Raw genomic sequence first — 14,500 nt, 5'->3', positions numbered from 1 at the left:
GTGAGGCTGTTAACGGAACGACGGGGGCCGCGAGAACCGGGGAAGGCTTTATCGAATGGGTACTGCGATCGAATGTCGGTTTCGGCGGCTGCGGGTCTGCGCTTTGCTACGCGGCCGTACGAAACAGCCCTCCGTGGCTTGCTACAGCCAGTGCACTATCCGAAACGACTCGCCGCAAGTTGAGATCAAATCCTGCCCCCGCAACCAATCACGCCCGCTGACCCCCGGTCAGCGGGCGTTTTGCTTTCTGGCGTCGCCGCTGCGCGATCTCCCGATAGAGCGCCTCCGGGCTGACGGCGATCTCAGTGGCAAGCGTCCTCCAGGCACCCCGACCCGGCAGCTGCTGTCCGGATGCGGCGAGCCAGCCGTTGAGGCGGTCGGCCACGGTCCTCAGCGAGAGGATCTCGGCGCGCTGTCGCGCCCGCTGGACCTCGTGCGCGAGACGCGCCGTCCAGGCATTCGCGAGATCGCGATCGGTCGACAGCGCCCGTCGCAGTGTGGACTTGTCGATTACCCGCGTGCGGCCCGCGCACAGCGCCACGGCGTCGCAATGGTATCGCTCAGAGAAGAGCGAGGCTTCCGCCAGCACGTCGCCCGGCCGGGCCCGCTGCAGCGTGAGTTCGCCGCCGCCACCGAGGCTGCGCACCAGCCGTACCTCGCCTTCGAGCACCACGTGGATAACGGTCACACGGTCGTCGTGTCGAAACAGCGCCTGGCCGGCCTTGAAGGCGCGCTCGCCGGTGGCGAGGCGGGCGAGTCTGTCGATCAAGTGGGCGGACATGATCTCCATCATGTCCTCGTCGCCGCCCTCGTGGCAACGGTGGCCCGCATGATCAGGGTTCTCATCGTTCTGCTCGTCGCCATGGCGTCCGTGCCGACGGCCGCCCAGCATGGTGGGCACGGCGCCGCCGCGCCCTATGCCGGCCAGCAAGTGCGCGCCATCAAGAGCCTGTCGGCGGAGGATGTCGAGGAGTTGCGTCGCGGCGGCGGCTGGGGACTGGCCAAGGTGGCGGAGTTGAACGGCGTGCCGGGGCCGGCACACGTCCTCGAACTGGCGGACAGGATTGGCCTGTCGGCCGAGCAGGTCGCGTCAGTCCGCGCCGTGTTCGAGCGCATGCGCGTAGCGGCCACCCGCGAGGGGGAGCGGTTGATCGGCCTCGAGATGGCGCTCGAAACGAGTTTTCGCGAGCGCACGGTGACTGATGAGACGCTGCGCCGCGCGCTCGGGGAGATCGAGCGCAGCCGCCTGATCCTTCGATACATCCACCTCGCCGCGCACCTCGAGACCGCATCCCTGCTCATGCCCCCGCAGATCGCGCTCTATAACGACTTGCGCGGCTACGGCGCCGATCCTTGCCGGGACGTTCCCGTCGGCCACGACCCGGTCCTGTGGCGCAGGCACAATGGCTGCCGCTGAGACTTAACGCGTCGTCGATGCGGGGTTGATCCAGCGGAAACTCGGGCTGCCGACGCCGGCGAGGCGCTTCAACGCCGAAGAATCGCCAGTCAGGGTGCTGCGGAAGAACGCGACCTCGAACGATCCGATGGCATCGTTCATCGCACGTCGCTTGAAGTTCGTTCGGAACATCCGGCTGCGGCGCAGGGTGAACAATCCGTCGGACAGGTCGTCGTGGTCGGCGTCCTCGAACAGCACCCAGTAGTTGCCGGGCTGCCGCATGCGGCGCTCGTTGCGCGGGATGTCCCACACGCTGAGCAGGGCGTAGTTGCGCACGACGGGATCTGCCGATTTCAGTTCCGATTCGGGAGGGAAGGCCTCCTGGCTCGAGATCAGGAAATAGGCCTGCGGGCCGATCCGGTCCGCCGGAGGCCCGAACAGGGCGCCGTCGACATTGATGATCGCGACGATGCGCGGATCCTCGAGCCCGGCCTGCAGCGCCGACCCGCCCCCCGCCGAATATCCCAGCACGCCGACCCTGGCGAGATCGAGCCGCCCCTTCGCGAACGGCGCTTGTCCGTCGGCCAGGGCGTCGAGCACAGCGACGATGCGCGACGCCTGCCTGACGACATGCCGGCCGCCGCGCTCGATCGTCTCGGCCAGTTCGGTGTCGGTTGCCAGTTCGAGCGACTTGCCATGATCGGGATCGTCCGCCGCGATGGCAGCGAAGCTGTCGCAGCCGACCACGACGAAGCCGTGGCTGGCGAGGTTCTCGAGCTGGATGCTGCTCTGGCTGCGGGTGGCACCCCAGCCCGGTGAATAGAGCACGAGTGGCGCTGGGCCGAAGCCGGCGAGCGGCGCGTCGACCAGGATGCTGCCGGCGCGTGGCCCCTCGGCGGGATACCATACGGTCGTCTGCAGCGGCCGGCCTTCCCTGTCCTTGAGGACGAGTTCCATGCGGCCCACGGCGTGCGGGCCGGCGGGCGACGGCCGCCGCGGAATGAACACGTACCAACCGACGACGACCGCGACGAGCGCGACCAGCAGCGCGATGCGGACGAGGTTCATCCGTCCTGATGACTTTCGGCCTGGGCCAGAAGCGGATTGAGAGCGGCGGCGATCTGCGCCGCCGGCTTCTCGCGGAACATGTCGAGGTGAGCGCTGGCGATCTCGACCTTCTGCAGCCGGCCGGTGACGAGGGGTTGCCAGCCCATCAACTCATCGAACAGCCGGCCGCGCAGCGTCTCCTGGCTGCGGAACAGGACGGTTTGCAGCGCCGCGGGCTTGGGGCGGTGGCGCGCCGCCGCCTCGTAGATGTAGTTGTCGAACCAGTAGCCGGCGAACGGCTCGGCGTCCGGGGGCGGTCCGCCGGGCGCGTCATGGCCCAGGCGCCGGAGGATGGGCTTCCAGAGCAGCTCCTTGAGGCCGATCTCGCCCTTGCGGTACTGCACGATGCGCTTGCGCCGGGCCTCGAACTGGAGCCGGCGATGGCGTCGCTGCTTGTCGCGCTCCGACATCGTCTCGCGATAGCCCGGCGCCCAGGTGTCGAACAGCGCGACGAGCAACACCCTCTCACCCATCGCCTGGAGCTGGCGTGCCGCCTCGAAGGCGAGCGCGCCATAAACGCAATGACCGCCCACGACGTACGGCCCGCTGGGCTGCGCCCAGCGAATGAGACGCACGGCGTAGGTCGCGAAGTCGTCGAACGTGCACCACGACAGGTCAAGCGGACCGTCCGGATGATAGGCCTGGATGTCGATGAAGGGCCGGTCCGCGCCGAGCTCGCGTGCCAGCAGGTAGTAGACCGACTGGTTGTTCATCACGATCATCGGGGTTCGGCTGCCGTGGTCGTGGAACCGCACGATCTGACGCGACGGTTCCTGGACGACGATGAGCGGCTGGTCGGCCGTGGGCTGGTCCGCCGCCGCGATGGCTCGTTGGGGGATGCCGCGCACCGCCGGGCACTCGGTCCACCTCCGGTCGGGAGTCGTCACGATGGCCTCGAGGCAAGAACGCCACATCTCGAGGAAGTCGCGCACCGTCGAGGCGTCGAAGAGGGTCGCGTCGGCCTCGCACGACATGCGCCAGCCTTCGTCGCGACCGATCACGTAGAAATTCAAGTCCCACTGGGTGCCCGACGAGAACGAGGGCACCGAGACGAGCGTGAAGGCGCCGTCAGCGCCCTCGGTCTCCGACGTGCCGGAATAGGATCGGTGGACGACGAGGTTGACGGCCTGCAGCCGCGCCCCGGCGGGCCGCGGCACCAGGGTCGAGGCGATCTCGAACGGCAGCCTTTGATGCTGCAGCGCCTCCTGCGCCACCTCCGCCGCCTTGCCGGCGAGCGCTGCGAGGTCGGCACCGTCGTCGATCGGCAGGCGGAGCGTGATGGAATTCACGGTCGGGCCGGCCAGCGCCTCGGCGGCGGCCTCCTGGCGGTTGGCGACCTGCGAACCGAACACGATATCGGTCCGCCCCGTCAGGCGCCGCAGCATCAGCGCGAGCGCGGCCGCGGCGAGACCAAACAGCGTGACGCCGTGGCGGTGTGCATAGGCGTCGATGGCTGCGCTGAGCGTTGGCGGCATGAGGATCGATGTGATCTCGCCGTGGTCGCCCCTGCGGTCCGCCGGCTCGTGATCGGGAGGGACGACCGTGCCAACGGCTCCCTGCAGCTGCCGACGCCAGTAAGCGCGCGACTCGTCGAGGTCCGAGCTCGCGAGCAACTCGCGCTCCCACAGCGCATAGTCGGCGAATTGCAGGTCTGGTGCCGAGGCGTCGGGCATGGCGCCGGCCTCGATAGCAAGCGCGGCGGCGCGGAACTCGGCGACCAGAAGGCCGATCGACCAGCCGTCGGCGATCATTCCATGGAACGTGAGCAGCAGCATGCTGCGATCGGCGCCGAGGCGCAGCAGCGAGGCGCGCAGAAGCGGCGCCTGGGTGAGATCCATAAGCTCGAGCGCCTCGATCCTGGCGATCTCCTCGGCGCGCGCCAGGCGTTCCTCTTCGGAGGCGAGCGCCGACAAATCGACGTTGCGCAATTTGATCTGGCACGATGGATGAATCATCTGGGCGAGCCTGCCGCTGTCTTCGCGGAAGGACGTGCGCAGGATCTCGTGGCGCTGGACCAATGCGCGCAACGCCCCCTCGGTGGCCTCATGAGACAGCCGGCCCTCGACCAGCCAGCGCATGGCGACGTTCAGTCCGTACGGGCGCCGCGAATGGGCCACCGCCCAGAATCGCTCCTGCAGGAGCGTGCAGGGAAAGGTCGCGGCCGCGGTGGCGTCGCGGGACGCCTGTGCATCATCCTGTCGACCGATGCTCATGACGGCAGGTTACGCCGCTGCGCCCCATGCCGGAAGTCGGCGAGCGACGGCGCCGTCCTGGCACCAGGGCTGCGGGACGCCTTGCCTTTGCCCTCGACGATCTTCGCCAGGGTCGCCACGGACGGATTCTTCATGAGATCCCGCGGATCGACGGGAACGCCGTCACGGTCGAGGCGGGCGGCGATGCGGAAGATCTGCAACGAGTCGGCACCAAGCGCGAAGAGCGGCTCGTCCAACCCGACATCGGGCCGCCCTAGGACTTCGGCCCAGACCGAGGCAATCCCGGTTTCGATCGGCGTGCGGGTACGCTCCGATGGCGGGTCGGGCGACGACGGCGAAACCGGCAGCGGAATCGGCAGGGCGTTGCGGTCGAGCTTGCCGCTGGACGTGAGTGGCAGGGCAGCAAGTTCCACCCAATGCGACGGCACCATGTAGTCCGGCAGACGTTCGGCGAGCGCGGCGCGCAGCTCGGCCGTCCGTCCGCCGGCCGGCGCGACGTAGGCAACGAGCGAGGCGTCGGAGGTCACGTCGCGGCGCAGCAGCACCGCACAATCGCGCACGCCCGCGAGGGAGCGCAACGCGTTCTCGATCTCCTCGAGTTCGATGCGGAAGCCGCGCAGCTTGACTTGCCGGTCGGCCCGACCGCGCAGCTCAAAATCTCCCGACGGCAGCAGGCGCGCCTTGTCACCGGTGCAATAGAGGCGCTGCGGCGGGCGCCCCGCCAGCGCGATCGTTCGGAAGGCCTGTTCCGTGAGTTCGGCGCGGCCGAAGTAGCCCTTCGCCAACCCGTCGCCGCCGATGAAGAGCGTACCCAGCGCACCGGCCGGGACGAGCTGGTCCCGGTCGTCGAGCACGTACAGCCGGGTATTGGCGATCGGCCGGCCGATGGTCACGGCGGCTCCGTCGCGCCGCACCTCGTAGCCCGACGAGTAGATCGCCGTCTCGGTCGGTCCGTAGAGATTCCACAGACGGCCGCCACCCGCCAGCAGCCGGTCGGCCAACTCCCGCGGCAGTGGCTCGCCCGCGGTGATCATGCGCAGGCCCGGGTGCGAGTCGAAGCGCGCCTCGAGCAGCATGCGCCACAGGGTGGGCGTCGCCTGCATCAGCGTCGCGCGCGACTTGTCGGCCAGCGCGACGAGCTCGAACCCGGTCTTGACCTGGTCCGTGTCGGCCATGACCACACGCGCACCCGCGATCAGCGGCGTGTAGAGCTCTGTCGCCGCGACGTCGAAAGTGACCGCGCTGGAGGCGACGACAACGTCCTGGGCCGTGACCTCGCACATCCGGGCGACGCAGGTGATGATATTCGTCAGCGCGCGATGGCCGAGCTCGACGCCCTTGGGCGTGCCGGTCGAGCCCGACGTGAACAGGATGTAGGCCGACGCCGACGGCGACACGCGGGGCAATGGTTGGCCGCCCGGCGCACTGTCGGAGGCCAGGCCATCGAGGCTCACGGCAAAGGCATCCGGCGCGACTGCCCTCAGGCGGCCGTCGAGGCAGACGATGCCGTCGATCCGGGCCGCCGCCGCGATCTGGCGCAACCGCTCGATCGGCTGACTCGGGTCGAGCGGCACATAGGCATGACCGGACTTCATCGTTCCAAGCAGGGACACGAGCAGCGCGCGCGAACGGTCGACGGCAACGGCGATACGACCCTGCCGCACAGGACCGGCCTCCAGCAGGGCGTGGGCGAGCGCCGTCGATTGCCGGTCGAGCTCGGCATAGGTGAGGCTGCCGGCGGCGTCGATGCAGGCGACCGCGTCCGGCGTCCGCGCCGCCTGCTCGGCGAACAGCTCGTGGACACACTTGTCGCTCGGGTAGGCCGCCGCCGTGTCATTGACTGCGTCGAGCACGAAGCGCTCCTGCTCGGCCGACAGGAGCGGCAGGCTTTGCAACGGCGTATCGGGAGCCGCGGCGATGGACTCGAGCAGACGCCGGTAGTGCGCAATCCAGCGCGCGATCGTCGCCTCGTCGAACAGGTCGGTGTTGTAATCGCAATCGACGCGCAGCCCGGCCGAAGACTCTATGACGTTGACGAAGACATCGAAGTTGACCGCGGCCTTGCCGTTGGGCGTGACCTTGGCGCGTGGGCCGCCGAAATCGAGCACGTCGGCGATGCGCTCGAGATTGAACTGGATCTCGGTCAGTGGCATGCGATCGGCCGACCGCTCCACCGGCAGGGCACGCACCAAGGTCCCGTAGGTGCATCGCGGATGGTCGAAACCCTCCAGGATCCGCAGCGCCGTGGCCCGGACCTGCGTGGCGAACGGCGTCTCCCACGACAGCGGCGCGCGGAAGGGCAGCATGTTGACGCAGTGGCCAACGAGGTCGGGTTGGTCGTCGGTGGCCTGGCCCGCCACCGGCACGCCGATCGCGATGTCCGCCGCGCCGGTGAGCCGGCCGACGACGGTCTGCAGGGCCGTGAACAGCACGGAGAAGAGCGTGGCGCCGTGCGCGGCGCCAGCCTTGCGGACGGCGGCGAGCAACATCGCATCGAAGTGCGTGGCGTAGGAAGCGCCGGCATAGGAGCGCTGGGCGGGGCGCGGCCGGTCGGTCGGCAGGTCGGGTAGGGGCGGGATGTCGCGAAAGAGCGAAGTCCAGTATCCGAGATCGGCCGCGCGCGCCTGCGGCGACGCCGCCAGGGTACGGGCATACTGCGCGAAGGATGGCGCTTCCGGCAGCGCAGCGCCCTGACCCGAACGGGGGGCGCGATAGCAGGCCGCAAGCTCGTTCAGGATGATGTTGATCGACCAGCCGTCACAGACGATGTGATGGGCGGTGAACAGAAGAACATGGCGATCTGGCGCCAGGCGCAGCAGCTGCGCGCGGACCAGCGGCCCTTTCCACAGGTCGAAGGGTGTGCGTGCGTCGGCTCGCACGACGGCGGCGCACGCGGCGTCGGGGTCGGGCGCGGCCGACAGGTCCTGCAAGCCGACGTCGAGCGTCAGCCGGGGGACGAAGTGCATCTGCTCGTCGTCGCGGCCGACGCGGCCGCGTAGTGCTTGGTGCCGCGCGACGACGGCGTCGAGCGCGGTCGCAAGCGCACCGGCATCGAGCTCGCCCTCGAAGGCGATGCTGATCGATTCGTTGAAGGCGCACGACGCCTCGTCGCCCATCTGCACCGCCGTCAGGATCTCGATCTGCGGCTCGGTGAGGGGGGCGGATTCCGGCCGCGCGGTGAGCGCAGGCACCGACGACCGAACGGTGTCGAAGATGCCGCCGGCCGCGAGCGCGTCGAGCGAAGCGGTGAAGGCGCGCTCGATGGCGGCGATGTCGGCGTCGCTGTGCTCGGTCGTCAGGAAGCAGGGATAGGCTTCCTGCACATGCACCCCTAGCAGCCGCATCTGTGGCCAAAACAGCGAGGCGAGCGGGCCGTCCGCGGCGAAGTTGAGGTAGAACCAGCTCGAATAGCCTTCGGCGCGCGCGGCGAGACCGCGGCGCTCTAGGTCGCTGTTGAGCCGGTCCACCAGCCCGCCCATGCGCGTGGCGAGCCGCTCCTGCAGCGACGGACCCTGCGCCCGCAAATGCAGCAGCACGGCCTTGGCGGCGGCCAGCACCAGCGGATGGCGCACGAAGGTGCCGGCGAAGAACGTCGGCGCCGTCTCGGGCACCGACTCGTCGCCATAGCGCCACGTGCCGCCATCGAGCGCGTCCATGAAGCGCGCCTTGCCCGCCAGGATTCCGATCGGCATGCCGCCGCCCACCACCTTGCCGTAGGTCACCATGTCGGCGGCGACGTCGAACACCGCCTGCATGCCGGCGGTGTGGACGCGAAAACCGGTGACGATCTCGTCGAACACCAGTGCGGCGCCCTTGGCCTCGGTGATGGTGCGCAGGCGCTTGAGGAACTCGACCGGGCGCAGCGCCGGGTGCCGGCTCTGGACCGGCTCGACCATGACGGCGGCGATGTCGGCGCCGTTGGCCTCGATCCAGTCGAGGCTGCGTGGATCGCCGTAGGGGAGGACCGTCATGTTCGCGACCGACTCGGGTGGGATGCCCGGTGCGACCGGCAAGGCGCGCGGCGCGCCGCCGCCGCCAGCCTTGACCAGCACCTCGTCGAACTGGCCGTGGTAGTCGTTGTTGAAGACAACGACCCTCTCGCGTCCGGTGACGGCGCGTGCAACGCGCATCGCCGCCATCACCGCCTCCGAGCCGGTGTTGCAGAAGGTGACACGCTCGCTGCCCGTCAGCTCGCGCACCAGTGTCGCGACTTCGCCGGCCAGCGGCGTCTGCGGTCCGATCGGAAAACCGTCCTGCAGCTGGGCGGCGATGGCCTCGGTGACGAAATCGGGTGAATGGCCGAACATGGTCTGGCCGTAGCCGTTGACGAGGTCGACGTACTCGTTGCCGTCGACGTCCCAGATCCTGGAGCCCTTCGCCTTCTGGGCGATCACCGGATAGACGAGTTCCTTCCAGTCGCGCCGGAAGCCCGCGGCGGTGCGCGGATCGGCAAGCACGTCGCGGTCGCGTTGCGTCCTGGCCTTGGCAAGCGGCGTGCGTTCGTTCACGCGGCGCACCAGCTCGTCGACATAGGCGCGTTGCGCAGGCGTCAGTTCCTGCGTACGAGCGGAGGGGCGGCTCACGCTGACGCGCGCGGCCGCCGGGCTGTCGGGAATGGCCGGCGGAGGTGAGAGTGGCGTGCTGCTGGGCACCTGGCCGTGCAATGCGCGCAACTGTTCGGCGAACAGCGCCTGCATCGCCTTGAGTTGCACCTCGAAGAGCGTCGCGGGCGAACCTGCTGCGGATGCCGGAGGGGCCGACGCCGGCGCGGCGGATGCCGGTTCGGGCGATGGCGGCAGCATCGAATCGAGATGCTTCGCCAGCAGGGCGGCAGATGGCAGATCGTTCAGGAGCTGGCGAAAAGTGATTTTGGTCTGGAACTTCTTCTCGATGGCGCGCGCCGCCTGTCCGAGCAGCAGGGAATCGAAGCCCAGTTCCACGAAGGTGACCTGCGGGTCGATGTCCAAGACGCCGGAGTGTTCCTGGAGGATGGCCACGACCTGATCCTGCAGGGTGGTGACGCGGGCCACGGCGGGCCGGGCCGGAGCGACGGTCGTCGCTGGCGCGGCGGCGACGACGGGTGTCACGGCAGCGGGGGGCATCGCCATCGTCCGCTCGATCCAGTGGCGGGTTCGCTGGAAGCGATAAGTCGGAAGGGAAATCCGCCGTCCGCTCGTGCCGGCGGAGGCCCAATCGGCGACGAGACCCGCGCACCACAGCGCGGCGGTGGCCGGCGCGAGGTCGCCGGCATCGGCGTCGGCTACGCTCGCGGTCACGCCCCGCAACGACTTCCGGCCGACCATCTGCACGGCAAGCGACGACAGGCCATGGCCCGGCCCCACTTCCAGCAGGAACGGCTCGGTTCCGCGTGTGGCGGTCGCGACGGCGTCGGCGAAGCGCACCGGCGCGCGGCAATGGCGGGACCAATAGGCAGGATCGGTCGCCTGCGCGTCGCTCGCCCAGTCGCCGGTGACGCACGACGCGAAGCGCAGACGAGGCGCCGACAATGGCACCCCGCGCACGGCGGCTTCGATCTCGGGCAGGGCGGGGTCGACGGCGCGCGAATGGAAGGCGTGCGATACGGCAAGCGGCCGACAATTCACGCCCTTGGCGGCCAGACGGTCGTTGAGGGCCTGGACGTCAGCCGCCGGTCCGGCGGCGACGCAGAGCGACGGTGCGTTGATGGCGGCGATGTCGAGCGAATCGCCGAGTTCAGCCTTCAGTTCGGACTCGGAGAGACGGACCGCCAGCATGGCACCCGGCGTCATGGCCTGCATGATGCGCCCGCGCTGCGCGACCAGCCGGCAGCCTTGCTCGAAGGAGAAGACGCCTGCCAAGGCTGCGGCGACGAACTCGCCGACGCTGTGGCCCACCATGGCATCGGGCTGCAGGCCCCATTCCATCCAGAGTCGCGCCAAGGCGTACTCGAAGATGAAGAGCGAGGGTTGCGCCACCAGCGTCGAAGTGTCGGCGGGTGCGGCCGGATCGAGAAGCTGGGCGCCTAGCCCGTCGCCGACTATGGGTGCGGCGATGGCGATGCCCCGGTCGACCAGGTCGCGAAAGCCGGCGTGGTCTCGGTAGGGACCGCGCGCCATGCCGGGGAATTGAGCGCCTTGGCCGGGGAAAAGGAAGACGAGCGGCACCTTGTCTTGGGTGACGGACGCCGATGGCGGCGGCGCGCGCAGCGCCGCGATCGCCTGTTCGCGCGACGCGACGGCGACGGCCGCACGCTGCGCAAAGACCCGCCGTCCAGCCTGCAAGGTGAAAGCGACGTCTTCGAGCGCGACATCGGGATGGCGCTCGAGATGGTCGGCCAGGGCCGATGCGGCGGCGGCGAGAACCTGTTCGTTGCGGGCGGAAAGCGGCAGCACGTGGCGCTTCCGCTGCACCGGACGCGCGACAAGGGCGGGTGCTTCCTCGAGCACGACATGCACGTTGGTACCGCCGACGCCGAATGAACTCACGCCGGCGCGGCGCGGGCCGCTTTCCTGTAGCCATGGCTGCGCCGAGGTCGGGACGTAGAACGGACTGCCGGCGAGATCGATGTGCCGGTTCGGTCTGACGAAGTTGGCCAGCGGCGGGATCTCGCGCTGCTGCAGCGCCAGCGCCGCCCTGATGAGGCCGGTGACCCCGGCGGCAACGTCGAGATGTCCCACGTTCGCCTTGGCCGAGCCGAGGGCGCAATGCGGTCGGTCGACCGTGCCGAGGTCGAAGCCGCGCAAAAGGCCGGTGAATTCGATGGGGTCGCCGAGCGGCGTCGCGGTGCCGTGGCACTCGACGTAGCCGATCGACCGGGCATCGACTCCGGCGGCGGCCAGCGCGGCGGCGATGACCTCGGCCTGGCCCTGCACGCTGGGTGCGGTGAAGCCCACCTTGTCGCTGCCGTCGTTGTTGACGCCGTAGCCCCGGATCACCGCGTAGATGTGGTCGCCGTCCTCGACGGCGTCGTCGAGACGCTTCATCAGCACGAGCGCCGCACCGTCGCCGAAGATTGTACCCGCGGCCGCGTCGTCGAACGGGCGGCAGACGCCGTCGGGCGAGACCATGCCGCCCTCCTGGTGCAGGTAGCCGCGCTTCTGCGGAAAGGTGATCGACACGCCGCCGGCCAGCGCCATGTCGGTCTGGTGGAGCAGCAGGCTCTGGCAGGCCTGCGCGACGGCGAGTAGCGAGGTCGAGCAGGCGCTCTGCACCGTCATGGCGGGTCCATGCAGGCCGAGCTTGTAGGCGATGCGCGTGGCCAGCGTATCGGGCAATGCGCCGAGCAGCGCATCGTAGGAGCCGACCTGGTAGTCGCTCGCGAACTTGTCGGCGCCCTGTTGCCCCGCCAGCACATGGGTCAGGAGATAGGTGCTGAGGCTGCAGCCGGCGAACACGCCGATCGCACCGGGATACCGCGCCGGATCGTAGCCGGCGTCTTCCAAGGCCGCCCAGGCGCACTCGAGCAGAAGCCGGTGCTGCGGATCGGTGAGGGCTGCCGCCTTGGGCAGCATGCCGAAGAACTCGGCGTCGAACTTGTCGACGTCGGCCAGGATGGGACGGGCGCGGACGAAGTTGTCGGCGTTGCGGATGTCGGCGGGAAACGAGTCCTCGAGCTCTGTGTCGGAGAAGCGCGTGATCGATGACACGCCGTTACGCATGTTCGCCCAGAACGTGGCGAGATCGTCGGCGCCCGGGAAGCGGCCGGCGATGCCGACGATGGCGATGGCGTTGTCGGGCAGGCTCATCGAAGGGTTCGCGCGCCGCGCAGCCGCTTGAGGGCGGCGGCCTGCTGGTCGGCCCGCCGGCGCGCGGTGCCGGCGATCGTGCGGGTCGCACCTCGATCGATCGCGCGCGCCAGCTCGCCGACATTGGGATGCTGGAAGAGCGCAAGCACCTCGACGTCGGGCCACGTCCGGGCGATCAGGGCGTGTGCCTCGACCAGTTTCAGCGACGTTGCGCCGAGATCGAAGAAGTTCGTCTCGAGGCCGATCTGCGGCGTTCCGAGCACGCGCGCGAGGATGTCGGCCAGTGTGCGTTCTGTGGCGCCGTGCGCTGACGCGACGGTTGGGCCGGGGAGGGCGCTGCTCGGCGCCGGCAGGCGGGCGACGTCGACCTTGCCATTCGTCGTGAGGGGAAAGGCATCGAGCACGACGATCTGCGCCGGTTGCATGTGCACGGGCAACAGCCGCGCCGCCGCGGCGCGGGCGGAGGCTTCGACCGAAGGATCGGCCGTTGCGCCAGCCGCCGGCTTCACGTAGCCGGTGAGGAGCGGCGCGCTGCCGGTGCCGCGTGTCGCCGTCACCACGGCGTCGCCGACCTCGCGGGCGCTGCGCAGCACCTCTTCGATCTCGCCGAGCTCGACCCGCTTGCCGTCGATCTTCACCTGTCGGTCGCGTCGGCCGACGAATTCGATCTGGCCGTCGGGTCTCAGGCGGGCGAGGTCGCCGGTGCGGTAGAGCGTGGCGCCCGGATAGCCGGGATCGGGCACGAACTGCGCCGCGGTGAGACGGTCGTCACCGAGATAGCCCGACGCGAGGCCGAGCCCACCCGCGTAGAGCATGCCGGTCTCGCCGTCCGGCACGGGCTTCATGTCGTCGTCGAGCAGACGCACGTAGGTGCCGGCGATCGGCCTGCCGATGGGGACCGGCCCGTCGCCCCAGCCCTCGCGTGGCACCGGGTAGCAGCAGGTGAAGGTCGTGTTCTCGGTCGGTCCGTAGCCGTTGACGATCCGGCAGTTCGGCAAGGCGGTCAGGGCGCGTCGCACATGCGTGGGCGACAGCACGTCGCCGCCGGCGAGGAGCTGGCGCAGGCCGGCGAGCGCATCGAGCTGATGGTCGACCAGCATGTGAAACAGGCCGGCGGTGAACCATGCGGTGGTCGCGCCGTTGTTCCGGATGGCGTTGGCGATCTCCTGCAGGGAGGGCCGTGCTCCGCTGACCAGCACGGCTCGCGCACCGTGCAGCAGGGTCCCCCAGATCTCGAGGGTGCTGGCATCGAAGGCGAGGGGCGAGTTGTGCAGCACGACCTCGTCGGCGTCAAAGTGGCAGTAGGTCTGACCGCTGACCAGGCGCACGACGGCACGATGCGGCACGCGCACGCCCTTTGGTCTGCCGGTCGAGCCCGACGTGTACATCACGTAGGCGATGTCCTCCGGCCTCGCGCGATCGGCCAAGCCGTCGGCCGATTCTTCGCGTGCGGCCGCCATCGCTTCGCCGAAACCCACCACCGGCACCGACAAGGACGTCGGCCCGGCCGCTGCCGAAAGCACCAGACGGGTGCCGCAATCACGCACCATGGAATCGATGTAGGTCGCGGGCATGGCCGGGTCGAGCGGCACGTAGCCGGCGCGGCACTTTAGCATCGCAAGGATGGCGACAAGGGAGTCCAGCGAGCGGCCGGCCAGCAGTCCCACGAGGTCGCCGTCGCGGACGCCCTGCCGTTGCAACCAGCGCGCAAGCTGGTTCGACCGCTTTTCGAGTTCGGCGTAGGTCAGGCTTCCTTTGTCCTGGATTGCCGCCACGGCCCCAGCCGCTGAAACGAGCATCGAAGAGAAGCGGGCGGTGATCGTCTCACCGATCGCGTCGAAATCGAAGGCATCGGCGCCATAGCGGGTGGCGCCCCCCACGCCTGGTTGCGAACCTGCCATCGGGTTGCTCACCGCCCCACCTGAAGCATTGCGTCGGCCATGCCAGCCCCGGGCACGTGCCGTTCCCTATCCCCGTTGCAAGCGTAGCAAAGTCGGCAATGAAATCAATGTTTTCAGGCTATTCCGCGGCGACTTTCAACGGTTCTTGCAGTCGTCTGC

6 protein-coding genes are annotated in these 14,500 nt (G+C 69.3%); 1 reads left to right on the top strand and 5 read right to left on the bottom strand.

The window, feature by feature from the left end; all coding sequences use genetic code 11:
* Positions 1-208 precede the first annotated feature (208 nt).
* A complete protein-coding gene (locus KIT25_18390) occupies positions 209-793 on the bottom strand; it encodes a Crp/Fnr family transcriptional regulator (GenBank protein UYN94000.1) in 585 nt (194 codons plus the stop codon).
* Between the two features lie 36 nt (positions 794-829).
* Here KIT25_18390 and KIT25_18385 point away from each other — a divergent pair, with 36 nt between their 5' ends.
* Positions 830-1,417, top strand: a complete 588-nt coding sequence (locus KIT25_18385; protein UYN93999.1) for a hypothetical protein — start codon at positions 830-832, stop codon at positions 1,415-1,417.
* 3 nt (positions 1,418-1,420) lie between these two features.
* Here KIT25_18385 and KIT25_18380 read toward each other — a convergent pair whose 3' ends face one another.
* The 4 genes from KIT25_18380 to KIT25_18365 are packed head-to-tail and all read right to left on the bottom strand — an operon-like array spanning position 1,421 to position 14,341.
* Positions 1,421-2,464, bottom strand: a complete 1,044-nt coding sequence (locus tag KIT25_18380) for a hypothetical protein (protein UYN93998.1) — start codon at positions 2,462-2,464, stop codon at positions 1,421-1,423.
* Complete coding sequence (locus KIT25_18375; protein UYN93997.1) at positions 2,461-4,716, bottom strand: hypothetical protein; 2,256 nt, start codon at positions 4,714-4,716, stop codon at positions 2,461-2,463. The genes KIT25_18380 and KIT25_18375 overlap by 4 nt, the downstream gene beginning before the upstream one ends.
* On the bottom strand, positions 4,713-12,440 hold the full coding sequence (locus KIT25_18370; GenBank protein ID UYN93996.1) for an amino acid adenylation domain-containing protein: 7,728 nt from the start codon (positions 12,438-12,440) through the stop codon (positions 4,713-4,715). The genes KIT25_18375 and KIT25_18370 overlap by 4 nt, the downstream gene beginning before the upstream one ends.
* A complete protein-coding gene (locus tag KIT25_18365) occupies positions 12,437-14,341 on the bottom strand; it encodes a non-ribosomal peptide synthetase (GenBank protein UYN93995.1) in 1,905 nt (634 codons plus the stop codon). The genes KIT25_18370 and KIT25_18365 overlap by 4 nt, the downstream gene beginning before the upstream one ends.
* Positions 14,342-14,500: the final 159 nt, after the last annotated feature.

This window comes from Enhydrobacter sp. (genome assembly GCA_025808875.1).
Classification (GTDB): domain Bacteria; phylum Pseudomonadota; class Alphaproteobacteria; order Reyranellales; family Reyranellaceae; genus Reyranella.
This window is presented reverse-complemented; position numbering and strand designations above follow the sequence as displayed.